Raw genomic sequence first — 19989 nt, forward strand, 5'->3', positions numbered from 1 at the left:
GCGTTCCGGCCCCTTAAAGGGCCGGAAGGCCTCCGGCGGGGATATTTAACGGACAGATGATAATCGGGCGGGCCTCTGCTTCCCGGCTTTCATCTGTCTGAAAATATCCCGGGGGGATTTGCTTTCCGGCGGAAAGCAAAAAGGGGGGCAGCGCCCCCCTTCTTTATTTCTTCACCTGTTTGCCCTGGTGCTTGCGCAGACGCGAAGGCGTGTGGAATTTCTTCTCGCGGAAGGGGTTTTCATTACCCTGGCCGCGGAAGAACAGCCGGATCGGCGTGCCTGGCATATCAAAGTGATCGCGCAAGCCATTGATCAGATAGCGCTTATAGCTTTCCGGCAGCTCATCAGGGCGCGAGCATTTGATGACAAAGCCCGGCGGCCTGGTCTTGGCCTGGGTGATATAGCGCAGCTTGATGCGGTGCCCCCCCGGGGCGGGCGGCGGATGCGCCTCGGTCATCGCCGAAAGCCAGGTGTTCAGCCGCGCGGTCGGCACCCGGCGGTTCCAGGTGGCATGGGCCTTCAGGATCGCCTCATGCAGCCGGTCCATGCCGCGCCCGGTCTTGCCCGAAATGGTGACCAGCGGCGCGCCGCGCAGCTGCGGCAGCAGCCGGGCGAACATCTCTTTCAGCTCGGAAAGCTTATCGGCCCGCTCGGATTCCAGATCCCATTTATTGACCGCGATCACCACGGCGCGGCCCTCGGTCTCGGCGAAATCGGCAATGCGCAGATCCTGGACCTCAAAGGGGATGGCATTATCGAGCAGCACCACCACCACTTCGGCAAAGCGCACCGCGCGCAGGCCATCGGCCACCGAGAGCTTTTCCAGCTTTTCGGTCACCCGCGCCTTCTTGCGCATCCCGGCAGTGTCCCAGATCCGCACCGGCGTGCCCATCCAGTCCGAGCGGATCGAGATCGCATCGCGGGTGATCCCGGCCTCGGGGCCGGTCAGCATACGGTCTTCGCCGAGGATCTTATTGACCAGGGTAGATTTCCCGGCATTCGGGCGACCGATCACCGCAATCTGCAGCGGCTTGCTCTGCGAGGGGCGCCAGAGCTCTTCATTATCTTCTTCCTCGCTGTCCTCAGGAATATCCTGATCGGTCAGCGGCACATTCTCAGCTTCGCGCGGGGCAAATTCGGCCTCCAGCGGGCGCAGCACGTGATAGAGATCATCCATGCCCTCACCATGCTCGGCCGAGAGGCGCAGAGGATCGCCAAGGCCAAGGCTATAGGCCTCGAGCGCGCCGGCCTCACCGGCTTTGCCCTCGGCCTTGTTCACGCCCACGATCACCCGCGCATTCTTGCGGCGCAGAATATCGGCAAAGGTCTCATCTGAGGGGGTGATGCCGACACGGCCATCGACGAGGAAGAGGCAGACATCCGCCATTTCCACCGCGCGCTCGGTCAGACGGCGCATCCGGCCCTGCAGGCTGTCATCGGTGACTTCCTCGAGGCCTGCGGTGTCGATCACGGTAAAGCGCAGGTCGAAAAGCTTCGCATCGCCTTCGCGCAGATCGCGGGTGACGCCGGGCTGGTCATCAACCAGCGCCAGCTTCCGGCCAACCAGGCGGTTAAACAGAGTGGATTTGCCGACATTGGGGCGGCCAACGATGGCGAGGGTAAAGCTCATGGCACAGGTCTCCTGAACCACGAGCCTCTACACGGGAATGGGGTCAGCGGAAAGCCAGAAGTTGCCCGCTGTTCGAAACCACATAAAGCGTGCCGCCGGCAACGGCGGGCTGCGAGGCCGCACCGCCGGGAATTTCGACACTGGCGGTCAGGCTGCCATCCTGGGGCGAGAAGCCGCGCAGCACCCCGTCCGACGAGGCGACCCAGAGCCGCCCGCCTGCCAGAACCGGCCCGTAATGCGCGGTGATGGCTTTGCGCTTTTTCACCTTTTCGGCGTCGAAATAGGGCAGGGCCACGGCCCAGATCACCTTGCCACTCGCCGCATCAAGCCGCGCGAGGCGCGCTTCATCCGAGACGAGGAAGAGCGAGCCACCGGCAATGGCCATCGGCCCGAGCGCGCCTTCCTCAGCCGACCAGATCCGCTCGCCCGAGGCGGCATCCATGGCGACGGTCCGGCCCGCGCCGGTGCCCGCATAAAGCGTGCCGCCCACAAGCGCGGCATCGCCGGTCACATCCTGAGCCTCGGCATAGGCCACGCCGGGGCGGCGCCCGGCCATGGATTTCTGCCAGATCTTATTGCCGCCGCCGATTTTCAGCACCGCCATCAGATCGCCGCTGACCGAGGGGAAGATCACCGAACGCTCGCCGACGGTCGGGGCGGCCGAGCCAAGCCAGCCGGCGACAGCCGGGGTGCCGGTGACCTGCCAGGCCACTTTGCCATCGCTGGCATTCATCGCCCAGGCCGAGCCGTTGCGGCCATTCACATAGACCATGCCATCGGCGACTGCGGGCGCGCCATGCACCGGCGCATCGACGCGCTGGCGCCAGGCGATCGCGCCGGTCGCGCCATCCATGGCAATCACTTCGCCATAAGCGGTGGCGGCATAGATCCGCCCGCCTTCGGCGGCCAGACCGCCGCCCGAAACCCGGCCACCGCGATCGGTCGAGGGGGTCAGATCACTTTGCCACAACAGCGCGCCGCCGGTCGAGACCGCCGAGACCACCATGGCGGCATCAAGGGTGAAGGCGCGACCACCGGCCACCACCGGCGCGGCCGAGATCCGGTTGCGGCGCGAGGAACCCTCGCCGATATTGGTTGCCCAGGCGAGGGCAGGGGCGGCGCGCAAAGCGGCATGGGGCGCGGCATGGCGGACATTGCCGCCGCGCTGTGCCCAGTCGGCATTATTCACCTGGCCGGGCAGGCTGATCGCGGCGCTGCCGCGTACCGGGGTGGCATCATTCGAGGCCGAGCCCTCCAGCACGTCGCGCACGCCGATGCGTTCGCCCTGCAAGATAACCTCGCGTTCGCCGCAGGCTGCCAGCAGAGCCATGCCCGCCACCGCCGAAGTCAGCCAGCTGATCCGTTTCATGCTCAAGCCCTGCCTCATCTTCCGGTCTCGTTCCGCCCGTTGTTCTGAAAACCGCGCCCCTTGCCGCGCAAAAATGGCAGGGCGCAGGAAATTATTCTGCGGCAGCCGGGCCTTCGCCTTCGGCAGCCGGAGTGGTCGCAGCCCCGGCTTCGGGGGTTGCGGCTTCGGGTGCAACCGTCTCAGCCTCAAGGGCCGGGCTGGCAGGCATTTCCCCGCCGAGGGCGGTCACCACCTGGGCTGCGCGGGCACGCAGGGCCTGGCCGGCTGCTTCCGAGCTGGTCAGCGCGCTCAGCGCGGCGCGGGCCTCGTCTTTCTTGCCTTCTTCCAGCAGGAGATAGGCCAGCTGCTCGGCGGCCAGCGCCGCATAGGGGCGGCCCGCGGCGGCAATCGGCTCAAGCGCGGCACGGCGCTCGGCCAGCGGCTGATCGGTGCCGGCAACACCTACCCGGCGCAAAATCGCCAGATCGCGCCAGCGCGGCGGCAGGCTGGCATCGGCAATCACCGCATCAAGGGCGGCGAGGGTTGCGGCTTTGTCTTCGCCCGGATCACTGGCAGCGATCAGATCGCGGATCACCAGCTGGGTGCCGGTGGCGGGTACCGCGGCCAGCGCCTCACGGCGTGCCTCAGCCGAGCCGGTATCGAGCGCCTCCATCAGCGCATCGCCAAAGCCCTCAGCCCGGGCCGCGTCGCGCGATTTCTGCCATTGGGTAAAGGCGGTGCCACCAACGATGGCGAGGATAACCACGCCCCCGATCCAGCCATAGCGGCGGAAAGCGGCATAAAGCCGGTCCCGGCGGAGCTCATCGCTGACTTCATCGATGAAACTGTCGGAATTGCTCACGGGTGCGGCCTTCCTGCCTTGGTATTGTCTTCGCTCGTCTTACAGGGATTCCTGATCCCTTGCCAAGTCCTGCGGGCGGGGCTCTGGCGAAAGGGTGATGCGGCGGGGGGCGGGGCCGCCCCGGGCCGCCCCGGGCGGGCTATCCTTCCTCGAGGCGTTCACGGTAGAGCGTCAGCCAGTCGCGATAGGGCCCCTCGGGCATCCGCCCCTCTGCCTCGAGCTGTTCGAGAACCGAGATCGCCTCTTCCAGCAGGATCGCGCCATCGAGATAATAGGCCGAGGCCCGGTAAAGGCCTGAGGCGAGATCGACATGGTTGAGGGCATTGGCGGGGTCGGTTCCGGCAATCCAGCGCATGATCGCCAGCGACTGCTCTTCCAGCGGGCGCGCGGTCTCAGCCTCATCCTGGGCTGACCAGCTGTCGGCAAGGTTACGCAAAGCATAGCCAAGGGCGCGCTGATCGGTCAGAGAATCAGGTTTTTGCCCGGCGATCCAGCGCCGCAGATCGACCGAGGCCTGAAATTCGCGGCCCGCCGCCCCAGGATCCCCGGCCCCGGTCAGCGCCTCGCCGGTCTTTTCCAGCGCCCAGGCATAATCGCGTGCCGCCGTCACACTCCAGGGATCGGCCGAGGACAGCGTCCAGGCAAAGCGCGCCATGGCGCGATAGGCGAGGGTGGCCGCCTCTGCATCGCCATTGGCCAGCAGGGCATCGCCATGGCGTCCGGCGCTGAACATGCGGTCAAAGCTCACCTTCAGATCATGCGGGCGCAGCTGGGCCACCCGGTCCATCAGCGCCACAGATTCGGCGCCAAGCGCCACTGCCTCGCCGGGCTGGCCCAGATCCAGAAGCAGAGGGATCTGCAGGTTCAGGGCCACGCTCAGCTCGCGCAGGGCGGTGAAATCCCCGGGCGAGGCCGTGGTCACGGCGCGGTGCAGGCTGATCGCCTCTTGCTGGAGTGCCAGCGCCGCCCCGTTCTGACCGGCGCGGCGCTCCAGATCCGCAAGGCGGATCAGCGTGGCGGCAATATCGCGGCGATAGAGCAGCACTTCCTCATCCTCGGCATTGAGCTGGCGCAGGGTTGCGAGCGAGGTCTCGAGCAGCGCCCGGGCCTCGCTTTGCTGGCCGAGGGCCAGATGGCTCTGCGCCATCCGGTCAAGCGCCACGGTCAGATCGCGCTGGCGCGGCAGATTGCCGGGATCGAGCGCCACCAGCGCCTCGCGCAGGTGCAGACAGGTTTCATAGGCGGCCAGCGCGCCGCTGAAATCACCCTCGCTGAAATGCAGCTCGCCCACACGCTCCCATGAAATCGACAGATCGCGCTGCCAGACCGCATTCTGCGGATCAAGCGCCACCAGCGCCTCGCGCAGGCCAAGTGCGTGCTGATAGGCCATCAGCGCCGAGCCGGTATCGCCCAGGGCCTGATGAATATCGCCGATCCGGTCCCAGGTCAGGGTGCTGTCGCGCTGGCGCAGCACATTGCCGGGGTCTTTCGCCAGCAGATCATCGCGGATTTTCAGCGCTTCGGTATAGATCGCCAGCGCGGAATCGCGATCGCCCTCGGCAAAGCTCATATCGCCCAGCCGTTCATAGCTGAGCGAGAGCGCACGCTGCAGATCCCCATCGGCGGGGAAACGGCTGGCCAGATCGCGGGTGATCTCGAGCGAGCGGTCAAAGGCATTGCGCGCGGCGGGGAAATCGCCTGCGGCCAGATGCACATCGCCGATCCGCTCCTCGCTATAGGCGGTATCGCGCCGCGCGGGCAGGCTGTCAGGCTCAAGATCCAGGCGCAGCAGCGTGGTGGCGAGGGCGTTCTGATGCTGTTCCAGCGCGGCGGGGTAATCGGCAAGACCGTAGAAGATCACCCCCAGCGCATTGGCCAGCGCCGCATTGGCACGCAACAGCTCGGGATCATCGGGATGGCCTGCGATCAGCGGCCGGCTCAGCTCGAGTGCGCGCCTGTAGGTCGCGCCGGCATCGCGCAGATAGCCCTGTTCGCGCATCACATCGCCCTGGGCCTGCAAGGCCCCGATCAGCCCGCGTGCCCAGGCGCTGTCGCCCGGCTCTTCGCGCATCAGCCCCTGCAGATAATCGACGCGCGAGCCATAGATCGACAAAGCGCCAAAGCTGTTTCCGGCCACCAGCTGCAGATCGCCCAGCTCGGCCATGGCGGTGGCATAGGCCTGTTTCGAGGCCGGATCGGGCAGCAGGGCGCGGATTTCGGTGAAAAGCTCGGTGGCGGTGGTCAGATTATCGATCGCCAGCGGATAGCGCAAAGCCGAGCGCGCCGCACTGGCCGAGAGCAGATGGGTTGAGGCCAGCGAGAGGGTGCGGGCGATATAGCCATCGCGCTGCACGCCGCGCCCGGCCGCATCGATCTTTTCGGCCGCATCCAGCGAGGCGAGGGCGGCATCATGCGAGCCGAGCGCCAGCTCTTCCTCGGCGCGGGCCCGCAGATCGGCGACGCGCGGATCTTCCGAGGCATATTTCATCAGTTCGGCCTGGAAGGCGCTATAGGCGAGCGCGGCCTCCTGCAGGCGCTGCCCGCGCTCTTCGGCCGAGGCCTGTTCCAGATTGCCCGCCAGCACGGCCCTGAACAAAGGCGCCAGCGGCATGTCATTTTCGCGCGCCACCTGTTCGACCTCGGCCCGGGTGGCGGGGCTGAACTGATCCATGGCCAGCAGCAAAAGATCCCGCTCGGGCAGGCTGTCGCGATAGGCGGGATCGGCGCTGCCGCTCAGCCAGATCTGTGCCGGCAGGCCGGATTCGATATAGGGCAGCTGGGCGCTGCGCGAGCGGTCATAGACATCCTGCTGCACCAGCCGCAAAGCCTCGCGCAGCTCAACCCCCTTGCCGAGATGGCGCAGCAGGGCGGCGGTGAAGGGCGAATTCGCGCCGCTGCCATCCGAGGCGGTTTTGCCCGGGGCGGCGGCAAAGGCATAGATCACCCCTTCGGCATCACCCATCCGGCCAAGGCCGGGCTGCACCTGCGGTGCTTCGGGCGGATCCCCGGCCAGCGCCACCGCGCCGCGCCCTTCGGCCCCGGCGCTGCCGGGGGCGGCAAAGGGATCATCGCGGCAGGCATCGAGCAGGACGATGGCGCGGGCCGAGATGTCGCGCAGCACGGCATGGACTTCGGAAAGCGGCAGCGAGCTTGCGGCCAGCCCGGCGGCGGATTTCGCTTCGGCATCGCTGGGCAAAAGGTAATTCACCCCGCCGATCGCCACGCCATGCCCGGCATAAAACACCAGTGCCAGATCTGCTCCCGCGCCATCTTTGCGAAAATCGTCAAGCGCGCGGCGCATACGGCGCAGATCGCGGTCGGTCTCGGTCCAGACCTCAAAGTCGAGCGATTTCAGTAATGTCTCGACACTGCGCGCATCATTGACCGGGTTCGAAAGCCCGCGCAGGCTGGTGTAATCCCCGGTGGCGAGGATCAGCGCCACCCGCCGCTCGGCGAAAGCGGTGCCGGTGAGGCCGATGATCAGAACGGCGGCGAGGGTGAGGCGGCGCAACATCAGGGGAGGTTCCGGAAACTCGCGCCAGTCTGGCTGGGGGCCTCGTTGAGGTCAAAGGGAAAATCGGCGCGCAGAGGCGTTGTCCCTGCAGGGAAGGAGGCAAAAAGAAAGGGGGCGCTGCCCCCTCGCGGCTTTGCCGCTCTCCCCCGGGATATTTTCAGACAGATGAAAACCGAAGGCAGAGTTCATCGGTCCTGAAATATCCCCTCCGGAGGCTTCCGGGCCCCAAAGGCCCGGAGATCTGTTCACTCCAGCGCGCCGGCGGCGCTGATCCGGGTTTTGCCGCCCAGATAGCGGTGCAGAACGGCCGGGATCTCGACCGAGCCATCTTCCTGCTGGCCGTTTTCCAGCACCGCGATCAGGCAGCGGCCGACCGCGAGGCCCGAGCCGTTCAGCGTAGCGAGGAATTCGGGCTTTGCGCCCTCGGCCGGGCGGTAGCGCGCATTCATGCGCCGCGCCTGGAACTGGCCGCAGGTCGAGACCGAGGAGATCTCGCGGTAGCGCCCCTGGCCCGGCAGCCAGACCTCGATGTCATGGGTTTTCTGCGCGCCAAAGCCCATGTCGCCGGTGCAGAGCATGACGGTGCGATAGGCCAGGCCCAGCTTTTGCAGGATCGCCTCGGCCTGGGCCGTCATACGCTCATGCTCGCTCAGCGCGGTTTCCGGGGTGCAGAGCGTGACCATTTCGACCTTCTCGAACTGGTGCTGGCGCAGCATGCCGGTGGTATCCTTGCCCGCCGAGCCCGCTTCCGAGCGGAAGCACTGGGTATGGGCGGTCATGCGCAGCGGCAGCGCGCCAGCCTCATAGATCTCGCCTGCCGCCGAATTGGTCAGCGTCACTTCCGAGGTCGGGATCAGCCACCAGCCATTGGTGGTCTGATAGCTGTCTTCCGAGAATTTCGGCAGCTGATTGGTGCCAAACATCGCCTCGGATTTCACCAGAACCGGGGTCCAGACCTCGGTCAGGCCATGCTCATCGACATGGGTGTCGATCATGAACTGCGCCAGAGCGCGGTGCAGACGGATCACCGCGCCTTTGAGCACCACGAAACGCGCCCCCGACAGTTTCGCGGCGGTTTCAAAATCCATGCCGGGCTTAACGCCGGCAATGTCGAAATGCTCTTTCGCCGCGAAGGGCAGAAGTTTCGGCTCGCCCCATTTGCGGATTTCGACATTATCCTCTTCGTCTTTGCCCTCGGGGACTTCGGCAAGCGGCAGGTTCGGCACCCGCGACAAAGCGTCTTTCAGCGCCTTATCCTCTGCATCGGCCTCAAGGCTCAGCCGGGCAATCTCGGCCTTTTTCTCGGCCACCAGCGCGCGCAGCCGCTCAAATTCGGCATCATCGCCGCGGGCTTTTGCCGCGCCGACTTCCTTGCTGGCGCGGTTTTGCTCGGCCAAAGCGGTTTCCGAGGCGAGAATTTTCGCCCGGCGCGCCTCGTCAAGGGCCAGCAGCGAGGGCGAGATCGGCTCAAGACCACGCCGGGCCAGGGCTGTATCAAAGGCAGCCGGGTTTTCGCGGATCATGCGGATATCATGCATGGCGGTCTCGCTCTCTCGCTTGGAACACAGGGGGTCGCGGCGCTTATGCCAGATGCGCCGGGTTCAGGAAAGGGGAGCTGCGGCGCGGCGCTTTCGCAGGGGCCTGGCGGGTGCAGGCACTGGCGCGACGCGCAAAAAGCGCTTAGATGGCTCTCGATCCGGGCGGCGGGGCTTCCCCCTGCGGCCCCAACCGACACATTCAGAACGCCGGAGATCCCAGCATGTTCGTCACCCCCGCCTATGCCCAGGCCGCAGCCACCGGTGGTGCCGGTTCGGCTATCGCCTCTTTCCTGCCGCTGATCCTGATCTTCGGCATCATGTATTTCCTGATGATCCGCCCGCAGCAGAAGAAGATGAAAGAGCACCGCGCTCTGGTCGAGGGTCTGCGCCGCGGCGATCAGGTCGTCACCCAGGGCGGCATCGTCGGCAAAGTGGTGAAAGTGCAGGAAGATGGCATGATCGAAGTTGAGATTGCCGAAAACGTGAAGGTCAAAGTTGTGAAAGCGACCATCACCACCGTGCTGAACAAGACCGAAGCTGCTACTGCCTGATCTCTCTGGATCCCCCCGTTCTTTCTGACGGGGGGATTTTTAAAGCCCTTCTGACCAGAGGCATTTATGACGCCGACCGCGACCTGGAAACGCCTGCTTATCCTGCTTGTCTGCCTCTGGGGCATTCTTGCAGCGGTACCAAATGCTTTTTACACCCGAGTTGAGCCGCATAATGATGCGCTGGCGGCGATTGCGCGCGCCGGAGGGGTGGCCACGCCGGAACAGGCGGCCGATGTCGCGCTCTGGCCCAGCTGGCTGCCCTCGGCCCTGATGCCGCTGGGTCTTGACCTGCGCGGCGGCGCCCATCTGCTGGCCCAGGTCCAGGTTGAGGATGTCTATAAAGCCCGGATTGATGGCTTCTGGCCCGAGGCCCGCGACGCTTTGCGCGGCGTGCGCGATCAGGTCGGTGCGGTGCGCCGTGCCCCCTCGCCGGAAGACACTCTGCGCATCACCATTTCCAATCCCGATCAGCTGCAGCTGGCGCTTGCCGAAGTGCGCAAGCTCGTCACGCCGCAGATGACGCTGACCGGCGCCTCGACCAGTGATTTTGAGGTCACGGCCGAAGGCAATGACATTGTCGTGCGGCTGAGCGAGGCGGAAAAAGCCGCCACCGATGACCGCACCATGCAGCAGAGCCTTGAGATCATCCGCAACCGGGTGGACCAGGCCGGCACGCGTGAGCCGACCATCCTGCGCCAGGGCTCGGACCGGATTCTGATCCAGGTGCCCGGCATCGGCTCGGCCTCCGAGCTGAAATCGCTGATCGGTACCACGGCGAAACTGACCTTCCATCCGGTGATCTCGACCACCACCGATCCGGGCGCCAATCCCGGGCCGCGCAATCTGCTGCTGCCCGCCAAGGATCAGGAGGGCTATTACTATATCCTCGATGAGACCCCGGTGGTGACCGGCGATGAACTGATCGACAGCCAGCCCGCCTTTGATGACCGTCAGCGCCCGGCGGTGAGCTTCCGCTTCAACTCTGCGGGCGGGCGTAAATTCGGCGATTACACCGCCAATAATATCGGCCGCCTCTTTGCCATCGTGCTGGACGGCCAGGTGATCTCGGCGCCGCAGATCCAGTCGCATATCGCGGGCGGCTCGGGCATCATCACCGGCCAGTTCACCATCGAGGGCACCACCGAGCTCGCGGTTCTGTTGCGGGCAGGGGCGCTGCCGGCGAAGATGGACTTCCTCGAAGAGCGCACCATCGGCCCGGAACTGGGCGCCGATTCGATTGAGGCGGGCAAGACCGCCGCGATCATCGGCATGATCGTGGTCATGCTCTATATGGTGGCCTCTTATGGCGCTTTCGGCTGGTTCGCCAATGTGGCTCTGGTGCTGAACGTGGTCATCATGATGGCGATCCTGTCCTCGATCGGGGCGACACTGACCCTGCCGGGCATCGCCGGGATCGTCCTGACCATGGGGATGGCGGTGGATGCCAATGTGCTGATCTTTGAGCGGGTGCGCGAAGAGCTGCGTGACGGCATGTCGCCGGGGCGTGCCTGTGAGCTGGGCTTTGACCGTGCCTTCTCGGCGATCATGGATGCCAATATTACCGGGCTGCTGACCGGCTTCCTGATGTACTGGCTGGGCTCGGGGCCGGTGCGCGGCTTTGCCGTCACCTTCACCCTCGGCATCCTGACCTCTATGTTCACCGCCGTTTATGTCACGCGCTTTGTGATGGAGGTGTATATGAACATCCGCCGTCCGAAGAAAATCGAGCTGTAAGGGAGCCGGAGCCATGGCATTTCGTCTCAAACTGGTCCCCGAAAAGACCAATTTCGACTTCTTCCGCTGGCAGAGCCTGACCTTTGGCCTGTCGATGACGATGATTTTTGCCTCGATCCTCTGCGTTTCGGTGATGGGGCTGAACCTCGGTGTCGATTTCAAGGGCGGCACCACGATCCGCACCGAATCGACCAGCCAGGTCGAAGTCGGGGCAATGCGCGATGCGCTTGGCGCGCTGGATCTGGGCGATGTCACCATTACCGAGGTGAATGACCCTGCCTTCCGCGAGGATCAGCATGTCGCTCAGGTGCGGGTCGGCGCGCGTGAGGGCGAAGAGGCGGTGACGCCCGAGATGATCCTTGAGATCGAGGAGGCGCTGCGCGCCATTGATCCGGCGATGACCTTCCCTTCGGTCGAATCCGTCGGGCCCAAAGTCTCGAATGAGCTGATCCGCAATGCCATCATCGCAATCTTCGCCGGGGCTGCCGGGATCCTGGTCTATGTCTGGATGCGGTTCGAATGGCAGATGGCGGTGGGCTGCGTCGCGGCGCTGCTGCATGACGTGATCGTGACGGTGGGCATTTTCTCGCTGTTCCAGCTGAAGTTTGACCTCGCCATTGTCGCGGCCTTGCTGACCATTCTGGGCTATTCGGTCAATGACACCGTGGTGATCTTCGACCGTCTGCGCGAGAATCTGGCCAAATACAAAACCATGCCTCTGCGCGAGATGATGAACCTCACCACCAATGAGACCCTGTCGCGCACGGTGATGACGGCCACCACCACCTTCCTCGCGCTGCTGGTGCTGCTGATCTTTGGCGGCGATGTGATCCGCGGCTTTGTCTTTGCGATGCTGCTTGGCGTGATCCTCGGCACCTGGTCGACCCTCTATATGGCCAAGAATATCGTGCTCTATCTTGGGCTTGACCGTTCGGACAAAACCAAAAAAGCCGCCCCCAGCGAATTCGCTGATATTGATGCCTGAGGTCTGCTGAGATGGGTCTGACCGAGATCACCTATGCTGAGGCACAGCCCGTCGCCGGTTACGGCCCGGATTTCTTCCGGGTCGGCACCCATATCCTGCGCGGCCCGGCGCTGATCACGCCCTGGACGGCCGGCGCATGGGGCGGGCTTGAGGACAGCGCCAGCCTGCTGGCTTTGCAGGGGGAGGTCGATGTGATCCTGCTCGGCATGGGCAAGGATGTGGCCCATCCGCCGCGTGTTCTGCGCGAGGCGCTGGAAGCGGCCGGGATCGGTGTCGAGCCGATGTCATCGCCTGCCGCCTGCCGCACCTATAATGTGCTGCTTTCGGAAGGCCGTCGCATCGCCGCTGCGGTGCTGCCAGTCGGCTGAGGGACAGTCGATGCAGCTTGAGGTCTCTGATCTTTCCGTTGCCCGGGGCGGGCTGGTGGTGCTGGAGGGGCTGAATTTCAGCCTCGCCCCCGGCCGGGCCCTGGTGCTGCGCGGTGCCAATGGTATCGGCAAGACCACGCTTTTGCGCACCATTGCCGGGCTGCAGCCTGCGGTCGCGGGCGAGATTTCCGCCCCGCCCGAAACCCTTGCCTATGCCAGCCATGCCGATGGGCTGAAAGCGGCGCTGAGCGCGCGGGAAAACCTGCAGTTCTGGGCGGCGATCTATGGCTTTGGCGCCGAAAGGGTAGAAACGGCGCTTGCGGCATTGCAGCTGAGCGCCCTGGCCAGCCGCCGCGCCGCGCATCTTTCGGCCGGACAGAAACGCCGCCTCGGCCTTGCGCGGATGCTGGTCACCGGCCGCCCGGTCTGGCTGTTTGACGAGCCGACGGTCTCGCTCGATGCTGCTGCCGTGGCCCTGTTTGCCGATGTGCTGCGCGGCCATTTCGCCTCTGGTGGCTCGGCGCTGATTGCCACCCATATCGAGCTTGGCCTGCCCGAGGCGGAGAGCCTTGATCTGACGCCCTGGCGCGCCGCGCGCGGGCCGGAGGCCAGAGGCCAGGCCGGTGCGGCTGCCTTTGATCCTTTTGCCGAGCCTTTGTCATGATGGCGCTTTTGCTGCGCGATCTGCGCCTGTCTTTCCGCGCCGGGGGCGGCTTTGGCCTTGGTCTTGGCTTTTTCCTGCTGGTGGCGGTGCTGGTGCCGCTGGGGGTCGGGCCCGAGGCCGGTACTTTGCGCCTGATCGCGCCGGGCATTCTCTGGGTCGGGGCGCTGCTGGCCTGCCTGCTCAGCCTCGACCGGATGTTCGCGCTGGATCACGAGGATGGCAGTCTCGATCTGCTCGCCACCTCGCCGCTGCCGCTTGAAGGGGCGGTGGCGATCAAGGCCTGTGCGCACTGGCTGGTCACCGGCCTCGCGCTGACGCTGGTCTCGCCGGTGCTGGCGGTGCTACTGAACCTGCCGCCCGGGGCCATGCCCTGGCTGATGCTGTCGCTGCTTACCGGCACCCCGGCTCTGTCGGTGATCGGGGCCTTTGGCGCCGCGCTGACCGTGGGCGTCAAGCGTGGCGGGCTGCTGTTGTCGCTGCTGGTGCTGCCGCTCTATGTGCCGACGCTGATTTTTGGCGCCGAAGTGGTGCGGCGCGGCGCGGCGGGGGATGCGCTGAGCACACCTCTGGCTTTGCTGGCGGCGATCACCCTTGGCTCTCTGGCGCTGCTGCCATTCGCCGCAGCCGCTGCGCTGCGGATAAACCTGCGTTAATCCGTGCGCCCTGCGCCCCGGGGCGCTATAGGGAGAGCGCGTAGAGAAAGAGGCGAGGCGATGTCGATCTGGGATTATGCCAACCCAAAGCGATTCATGCAGCTGACCGACCGGGTGCTGCCCTGGTCGCTGGCGCTGACCGTGCTGATCCTGGGAACAGGGCTGATCTGGGGGTATTTCTTTACCCCCGATGATTACAAACAGGGATCGACGGTCAAAATCCTGTTCGTCCATGTGCCGGCTGCGATGATGGCGATCAATGCCTGGATCATGATGCTGCTGGCCTCGCTGATCTGGTTCATCCGCCGCCACCATGTCTCGGCGCTTGCCGCCCGGGCTGCGGCACCGGTCGGGCTGGTCTTCACCCTGATCGCACTGATCACCGGCGCGCTCTGGGGCCAGCCGATGTGGAACACCTGGTGGGAATGGGATCCGCGCCTGACCTCATTTCTGATCCTGTGCCTGTTCTATCTCGGCTATATCGCGCTCTGGTCAGCGATTGAGGATCCCGATACCGCGGCGGATCTGACGGCGGTGCTTTGCATGGTCGGCTCGGTCTTTGCGGTCCTGTCGCGCTATGCGGTGAAATTCTGGAACCAGGGCCTGCATCAGGACAGCACCATTCTGAAGGTCGGCGAGAAAGACCCGATCGATGCCGCCTATTACCTGCCGCTGGTGGCCTGTATCATCGGCTTTATCCTGTTGTTCATCACCCTGGTGCTGATCCGCACCCGCACCGCCATCCGGGCGCGGCGGCTGAATGTGCTGCTGGCACGCGAAAGGATGGAGGGCTGATCATGCTGCCGGATCTGGGAAAATACGCCTTTGCCGTCCAGGGCTCATACCTGGTTGCCGCCCTGTTGCTCGGGGCGCTGATTGCCGTCACCTGGTGGCAGCGCGGCCGGGTTAAGACGCAACTTGCCGAAGCTGAGGCGCGCGCGCGCGTGGGGAAATAACCAATGGCCAGTAAACTTCTTCTTCTCCCGCCGGTGCTGTTTGCCGGTCTGGTGGCGGTCTTTGCCTTTGGCATGATGCGCGATAATCCGGGCGAGCTGCCCTCGACCCTGGTCGGGCGCGAGGCCCCGCCGCTGCCGCTGACCGCTTTGCCGGGTATCGCGCCGCTGACCGATGCCGATCTGCGCTCGGGCGAGGTGACGGTGGTGAATTTCTGGGCCTCATGGTGCCCGCCCTGCCGGGCTGAGCATCCGGTGCTGCTGGATATGACGGCAAAGGGTATCCGGGTGGCGGGGGTGAATATCCTCGACAAAGAAGCCGATGCGCTTGGCTATCTGCAGCGCGACGGCAATCCCTTCCTCGGGGTGGCGACCGATCCGCAGGGCCGCAACCGGGTGGAATGGGGCGTCTCGGCCCCGCCCGAAACCTTTATCATCGATGGCGATGGCAAGGTTCTGTTCAAATTCACCGGCCCGCTGCTCGGGGCGGATTATGAGAACCGTTTCCTTCCGGCGCTGGAGGCGGCGCTGAAATAAACAGGCCAGAGGCGGCCCGGGGGGCGCGCGCCTCTGGCCTGTGGCTGCTTTGCTGCGCTGTTCTTTCGTCTGAACACTGAGCGGTTCTGAGCAGACGGGCCATATGAAGACTGATCTGAAAAATCAGCCCAGGCCCCGATCAGGCCGTTGTTTTACCATATTTTCTGATAAGACAGGCTGCATCGGGCGGCCTGGTTGCACCGGGTTGTCTGTGATTGCATACGGATATGAACTGGTAGAATAAATGATCACTTTTGCAAAAAATCACTCTCGCCGCGCTCTGGCCCTGAGCGGCGTGCTGGTCGCAGCGACCGCGCTCAGCGGCTGCACCATTATGAAGCCCGCAGGGATCCCCGATGGGGCCGAGCCCGCGCGTTATATCGAGCGCGAAAAGAGCGGCAACCGCGATAACACTCCGGGCAACCGCGAAGGGCAGGGGCCGGGCGAAGGTGAGGGCCAGACCTGATCTGCGCCAGCCCGCAGTTCACGTCTGTGACAGCGCATCAGGCGAGAGTACAGCGCCACATAAAGAAAGGCCCCGGATTGCTCCGGGGCCTTTTTAGCTGATTGTGCTGCGGATCAGGCTTTGGCGAGATTGCGCAAAACATAATGCAGCACGCCACCGTTCTCGACATATTCAATCTCGATTGCGGTATCGATGCGGCATTTGATCTGCGTGGTTTTCACGCTGCCATCGGCATATTTAATCGTCATCGGCACCAGGCTCAGCGGCTTCAGATCCCCGGCCAGACCGGCGATCGAGATTTCCTCATCGCCTTTCAGGCCCAGAGATTTGCGGCTTTCGCCATTGGTGAATTCAAACGGAATAACCCCCATGCCAACGAGGTTGGAACGGTGGATCCGCTCGAAGCTTTCCGCGATCACGGCTTTCACGCCGAGCAGCGCGGTGCCTTTGGCAGCCCAGTCGCGCGAGGAACCCGCGCCGTATTCGATGCCACCGAAGATCACCAGCGGCTTGCCCTGCTCCTGCCAGGCCATCGAGGCATCGAAGATCGAGCTCTGCTGACCATCCGGCCCGATGGTATAGCCACCCTCAACCCCCTCCAGCATCTCATTCTTGATGCGGATATTGGCGAAAGTGCCGCGCATCATGATCTCATGATTGCCGCGGCGCGAGCCATAGGAGTTGAAATCCTTCACCGGCACCTGACGCTCGGTCAGATACTGGCCGGCCGGGGTGCTGGCCTTGAAGGAACCGGCGGGAGAGATGTGGTCGGTGGTGATCATATCGCCGAGCACCGCCAGCACGCGGGCGCCTTCGATATCACTGATCACGCCTGCATCCTGACCCATGCCCTGGAAATAGGGCGGGTTCTGGATATAGGTCGAGCTCGGCGGCCAGTCATAGGTCTCGGCCTCGGTGATCTCAACCGCCTGCCATTTCTCATCGCCTTTGAAGACATCGGCATATTTCGACAGGAAGGCCTCGCGGGTGACGGTGGCCTCGACCAGTTCCGCCACTTCCTGGCTGGACGGCCAGATGTCTTTCAGGAAGACATCTTTGCCTTCCGGGGTCTGGCCAATCGGATCTTTGGTCAGATCGATGTTCAGATCACCGGCAATGGCATAGGCGACGACGAGGGGCGGCGAGGCGAGGAAGTTCGCGCGCACATCCGGCGAGATCCGGCCCTCAAAGTTGCGGTTGCCCGAAAGCACAGCGGTCGCCACCAGATCATTGTCATTGATCGCTTTCGAGATCGCCGGATCGCCGAGCGGGCCCGAATTGCCGATGCAGGTGGTGCAGCCATAGCCTACCAGGTTGAAGCCGATGGCGTCGAGATCTTCCTGCAGGCCTGCGGCCTCAAGATAGGCACCCACCACCTGCGATCCGGGGGCAAGCGAGGTCTTCACCCAGGGCTTGCGGTTCAGACCCAGCGCGCGGGCCTTGCGGGCCACGAGACCGGCCCCGATCATCACATAGGGGTTCGAGGTATTGGTGCAGGAGGTGATGGCGGCGATCACCACCGAGCCGTCGGTGATGGTGTAATCCTTGCCCTCAACCGCCACGACTTTGCGCGGATCGGCCGGAGCGGCAACAATCGGGCCACCCTCATCCGCCATCTCTTTCGCATCTGCCGAAGCGTCGATGCCACGGTAGGAGGAGACCAGCTTATAGAAGGCATTGGCGCTGTCGGTCAGCGGCAGGTAATCCTGCGGGCGTTTCGGGCCCGAGATCGCCGGGACGATGGTGCCCATGTCGAGCTCCAGCGTCGAGGTATAGATCGGGCTGTAATCGGCACCGCGCCAGAACCCGTTTTCTTTGGCATAGGCTTCGACCAGGGCAATGCGGCTCTCTTCGCGGCCGGTATTGCGCAGGTAGCGCAGGGTCTCATTGTCGATCGGGAAGAAGCCGCAGGTCGCGCCATATTCCGGCGCCATATTGGCGATGGTGGCACGGTCTGCCAGCGGCAGGTGATCGAGGCCCTCGCCGTAGAATTCGACGAATTTATTCACCACGCCGTGCTTGCGCAGCATGGCGACGACTTTCAGCACCAGGTCGGTGGCGGTGGTGCCCTCAACCATTTTGCCGGTCAGTTTAAAGCCCACCACTTCCGGGATCAGCATCGAGACCGGCTGGCCGAGCATGGCTGCCTCGGCCTCGATCCCGCCGACGCCCCAGCCCAGAACCGCAAGGCCATTGACCATGGTGGTGTGGCTGTCGGTGCCGACGAGGGTGTCGGGATAGGCGACCAGCTCGCCATTCTGATCAGTGTCGGTCCAGACGGTCTGAGCCAGATATTCGAGGTTCACCTGGTGGCAGATGCCGGTGCCCGGCGGCACAACGCGGAAGTTATTGAAGGCCTTCTGTCCCCATTTCAGGAAGACATAGCGCTCCATATTGCGCTCATATTCCAGATCCACATTGGCCTGGAAGGCGCGCGGATTGCCGAATTCATCGATCATCACCGAATGGTCGATCACCAGATCGACCGGCACCAGCGGGTTGATTTTCGCCGCCGAGCCCTTGAGGCCCAGAATGCCGTCGCGCATGGCGGCAAGGTCGACCACCGCCGGAACGCCGGTGAAATCCTGCATCAGCACCCGGGCCGGGCGATAGGCGATCTCAATCGGGTTTTTGCCGCCCTGTTTGCCCCAGTCCGAGAAGGCGCGGATGTCATCGGCGGTAACGGTCTTACCATCCTCAAAGCGCAGCATATTCTCGAGCACGACTTTCAGCGAGGCCGGCAGGCGCGAGAATTCACCAAGGCCAGCTGCCTCGGCGGCGGGGATCGAGTAATAGCTGACGGTCTGGCCGCCTGCGGTCAGGGTCTTACGGGTCTTCTGGCTGTCATGTCCGACGGTGACGGTCATGTCTCGGCTCCTTGGAAATCAGGACGTGGCATCTGGCGGCTGCGGCTGGGCGCGGCGGTTCGGGCGGCGGGGTTTCCCGGAGTCAGAACCCCGGCACACCGGGAGTCTCGGGCTTTGTATGCATTTGTATGCCGAAATGCCAGCCCCTTGTGAAGCAGAGCCGGTGAATCGACAAAGGGTCGCAGGGCTGAAGAGTTCAGTCGGCGCGACTCCATCATTTCCGCGCCGCGGATGGAAGCACAAAGGGCACAGAAAATCGCAAAACCTTGATTGGCAGCAGGGCCCGGGCTTTTCTATAAGCATTGCGAAGGGTTTGATACGAGGCAGTTCCTGCAGCAGCCCTGCCACTGACGCGGTTGCGAAGCGCCATGCCCTCGCGCATGCGCGCACCGGACCGGGAAAGACGAGAGATGCGACACTATTTCAGCGCCGCCTGTGGCCTTTTGCTGGCCTGCACCGCCGCCTTTCCGCTGCAGGCCCAGCAGGGGTTTTCTGCCGACAGCAGCCTGCCGCTGCTGGAGCGGCGGGGCGAGGGCTTCACGCCCGCCGCCCCGGTCCCGCCCGTCGCCGCCGAGACCGGGCCGGTGCTGCCGCCGCTGTCCGCCGCCCCTAATCCGGTGGTGGTCGAGCTTTTCACCTCGCAGGGCTGCGTGTCCTGCCCGCCTGCCGATGCCTATTTCGCCGGGCTGGTGGCTGAGCCCGGGGTGATCGCTTTGTCGCTGCATGTGGATTACTGGGATTATATCGGCTGGGAGGACAGTTTCGGCTCGCCCGCCTTTACCGAGCGGCAGAAGAGCTATGCCCGGGCGATCGGCTCGCGCACCATTTATACCCCGCAGTTCATTATCGCCGGCAGCGCCCGCATCCAGGGGCTCGATCCTGCCGGGATCAGCGCGGCGCTGGCCGAGGCCCGCACCCGCCCGCCCGAGGTCCGGCTGGCGGTCGAGCGCCATGGCGACCGGCTGGTGATCCTCGCGGGCAGCGATCAGCGCCCGGCTGCGCCGCTGCTGGTCGATCTGGTGCGCTTTGAGCCGGAAGCGACGGTCGGGATCGAGCGCGGCGAAAATGCCGGAACGGTGGTGAGCTACCGCAATATTGTGCTGAGCTGGGAACGGCTTGGCGAATGGTCGGGCGAAGAGCATCTTGAGGTCGCGGTGCCGATGACCGGCCCGGCGCCGGGGGTGCTGATCATCCAGGAGCCAGGCCCGGGCGAGATCCTGGCCGCGATGGTGGTCGAGTAAGCCGGGGGGCGCGGCTGCTACCCCGCGTCCCACGCGCCTGAAGGGAGAAGTGAAAGCGGCCCTGGCTCAGGCCCGGAG

Annotated in this window: 17 protein-coding genes; 11 read left to right on the forward strand and 6 right to left on the reverse strand. The window is 64.5% G+C overall.

The genetic code is table 11. The features are described 5' to 3' along the window. Positions 1–163: 163 nt before the first annotated feature. From der to serS, 5 genes are all read right to left on the reverse strand, one after another. Entirely contained in the window at positions 164–1630 is a 1467-nt protein-coding gene (gene der, locus H0485_RS08150) for a ribosome biogenesis GTPase Der (protein ID WP_226934874.1), read from the reverse strand. Positions 1631–1673: 43 nt separating this feature from the next. Next, on the reverse strand, positions 1674–2999 hold the full coding sequence (locus tag H0485_RS08155; RefSeq protein WP_226934875.1) for a PQQ-like beta-propeller repeat protein: 1326 nt from the start codon (positions 2997–2999) through the stop codon (positions 1674–1676). Positions 3000–3090: 91 nt separating this feature from the next. Further along, the gene (locus H0485_RS08160; protein ID WP_226934876.1) at positions 3091–3840 is read right to left on the reverse strand and encodes a hypothetical protein; all 750 of its coding nucleotides are present in this window, start codon (positions 3838–3840) and stop codon (positions 3091–3093) included. A 139-nt stretch (positions 3841–3979) separates the two neighbouring features. Continuing rightward, on the reverse strand, positions 3980–7354 hold the full coding sequence (locus tag H0485_RS08165) for a caspase family protein (RefSeq protein WP_226934877.1): 3375 nt from the start codon (positions 7352–7354) through the stop codon (positions 3980–3982). 245 nt (positions 7355–7599) lie between these two features. After that, a complete protein-coding gene (gene serS / locus H0485_RS08170; protein WP_226934878.1) occupies positions 7600–8892 on the reverse strand; it encodes a serine--tRNA ligase in 1293 nt (430 codons plus the stop codon). 221 nt (positions 8893–9113) lie between these two features. Between serS and yajC the strand changes: the two genes are divergently transcribed. The 10 genes from yajC (at position 9114) to H0485_RS08220 (ending at position 15803) form a co-directional block, all read left to right on the forward strand. Next, positions 9114–9443: a preprotein translocase subunit YajC gene (gene yajC, locus H0485_RS08175; protein ID WP_226934879.1), complete on the forward strand. Its 330-nt coding sequence runs from the start codon at positions 9114–9116 to the stop codon at positions 9441–9443. Positions 9444–9509: 66 nt separating this feature from the next. Then, the gene (secD, locus tag H0485_RS08180; RefSeq protein WP_226934880.1) at positions 9510–11177 is read left to right on the forward strand and encodes a protein translocase subunit SecD; all 1668 of its coding nucleotides are present in this window, start codon (positions 9510–9512) and stop codon (positions 11175–11177) included. Positions 11178–11190: 13 nt separating this feature from the next. Beyond that, a complete protein-coding gene (gene secF, locus H0485_RS08185; protein WP_226934881.1) occupies positions 11191–12162 on the forward strand; it encodes a protein translocase subunit SecF in 972 nt (323 codons plus the stop codon). Positions 12163–12173: 11 nt separating this feature from the next. Then, complete coding sequence (locus H0485_RS08190) at positions 12174–12530, forward strand: Mth938-like domain-containing protein (RefSeq protein WP_226934882.1); 357 nt, start codon at positions 12174–12176, stop codon at positions 12528–12530. A 10-nt stretch (positions 12531–12540) separates the two neighbouring features. Then, positions 12541–13194: a heme ABC exporter ATP-binding protein CcmA gene (ccmA, locus tag H0485_RS08195; protein WP_226934883.1), complete on the forward strand. Its 654-nt coding sequence runs from the start codon at positions 12541–12543 to the stop codon at positions 13192–13194. Further along, on the forward strand, positions 13191–13847 hold the full coding sequence (ccmB, locus tag H0485_RS08200; RefSeq protein ID WP_226934884.1) for a heme exporter protein CcmB: 657 nt from the start codon (positions 13191–13193) through the stop codon (positions 13845–13847). The genes ccmA and ccmB overlap by 4 nt, the downstream gene beginning before the upstream one ends. 60 nt (positions 13848–13907) lie before the next feature. Continuing rightward, positions 13908–14642: a heme ABC transporter permease gene (locus H0485_RS08205; protein WP_226934885.1), complete on the forward strand. Its 735-nt coding sequence runs from the start codon at positions 13908–13910 to the stop codon at positions 14640–14642. 2 nt (positions 14643–14644) lie between these two features. Next, a complete protein-coding gene (gene ccmD / locus H0485_RS08210) occupies positions 14645–14803 on the forward strand; it encodes a heme exporter protein CcmD (RefSeq protein ID WP_226934886.1) in 159 nt (52 codons plus the stop codon). 3 nt (positions 14804–14806) lie between these two features. Next, positions 14807–15337, forward strand: coding sequence for a DsbE family thiol:disulfide interchange protein (locus H0485_RS08215; protein ID WP_226934887.1), 531 nt, complete (start codon positions 14807–14809; stop codon positions 15335–15337). A gap of 244 nt (positions 15338–15581) precedes the next feature. Continuing rightward, a complete protein-coding gene (locus H0485_RS08220) occupies positions 15582–15803 on the forward strand; it encodes a hypothetical protein (protein ID WP_226934888.1) in 222 nt (73 codons plus the stop codon). A 113-nt stretch (positions 15804–15916) separates the two neighbouring features. Here H0485_RS08220 and acnA read toward each other — a convergent pair whose 3' ends face one another. Continuing rightward, the gene (gene acnA, locus H0485_RS08225; protein ID WP_226934889.1) at positions 15917–18670 is read right to left on the reverse strand and encodes an aconitate hydratase AcnA; all 2754 of its coding nucleotides are present in this window, start codon (positions 18668–18670) and stop codon (positions 15917–15919) included. Positions 18671–19080: 410 nt separating this feature from the next. On the opposite strand from acnA, the gene H0485_RS08230 reads away from it, so the two are divergent. Continuing rightward, positions 19081–19911, forward strand: a complete 831-nt coding sequence (locus tag H0485_RS08230) for a DUF1223 domain-containing protein (protein WP_226934890.1) — start codon at positions 19081–19083, stop codon at positions 19909–19911. Positions 19912–19989: the final 78 nt, after the last annotated feature.

It is taken from the genome of Pseudogemmobacter faecipullorum (assembly GCF_020539525.1).
GTDB classification, from domain to species: domain Bacteria; phylum Pseudomonadota; class Alphaproteobacteria; order Rhodobacterales; family Rhodobacteraceae; genus Pseudogemmobacter; species Pseudogemmobacter faecipullorum.

Coding starts and splice junctions, on each gene's coding strand:
- secF (WP_226934881.1), top strand. CDS start 11,191: ATGGCATTTCGTCTCAAACTGGTCCCCGAAAAGACCAATTTCGACTTC.
- yajC (WP_226934879.1), top strand. CDS start 9,114: ATGTTCGTCACCCCCGCCTATGCCCAGGCCGCAGCCACCGGTGGTGCC.
- H0485_RS08190 (WP_226934882.1), top strand. CDS start 12,174: ATGGGTCTGACCGAGATCACCTATGCTGAGGCACAGCCCGTCGCCGGT.
- H0485_RS08230 (WP_226934890.1), top strand. CDS start 19,081: ATGCGACACTATTTCAGCGCCGCCTGTGGCCTTTTGCTGGCCTGCACC.
- H0485_RS08220 (WP_226934888.1), top strand. CDS start 15,582: ATGATCACTTTTGCAAAAAATCACTCTCGCCGCGCTCTGGCCCTGAGC.
- serS (WP_226934878.1), bottom strand. CDS start 8,892: ATGCATGATATCCGCATGATCCGCGAAAACCCGGCTGCCTTTGATACA.
- H0485_RS08205 (WP_226934885.1), top strand. CDS start 13,908: ATGTCGATCTGGGATTATGCCAACCCAAAGCGATTCATGCAGCTGACC.
- H0485_RS08155 (WP_226934875.1), bottom strand. CDS start 2,999: ATGAAACGGATCAGCTGGCTGACTTCGGCGGTGGCGGGCATGGCTCTG.
- H0485_RS08165 (WP_226934877.1), bottom strand. CDS start 7,354: ATGTTGCGCCGCCTCACCCTCGCCGCCGTTCTGATCATCGGCCTCACC.
- acnA (WP_226934889.1), bottom strand. CDS start 18,670: ATGACCGTCACCGTCGGACATGACAGCCAGAAGACCCGTAAGACCCTG.
- ccmD (WP_226934886.1), top strand. CDS start 14,645: ATGCTGCCGGATCTGGGAAAATACGCCTTTGCCGTCCAGGGCTCATAC.
- ccmB (WP_226934884.1), top strand. CDS start 13,191: ATGATGGCGCTTTTGCTGCGCGATCTGCGCCTGTCTTTCCGCGCCGGG.
- secD (WP_226934880.1), top strand. CDS start 9,510: ATGACGCCGACCGCGACCTGGAAACGCCTGCTTATCCTGCTTGTCTGC.
- der (WP_226934874.1), bottom strand. CDS start 1,630: ATGAGCTTTACCCTCGCCATCGTTGGCCGCCCCAATGTCGGCAAATCC.
- ccmA (WP_226934883.1), top strand. CDS start 12,541: ATGCAGCTTGAGGTCTCTGATCTTTCCGTTGCCCGGGGCGGGCTGGTG.
- H0485_RS08215 (WP_226934887.1), top strand. CDS start 14,807: ATGGCCAGTAAACTTCTTCTTCTCCCGCCGGTGCTGTTTGCCGGTCTG.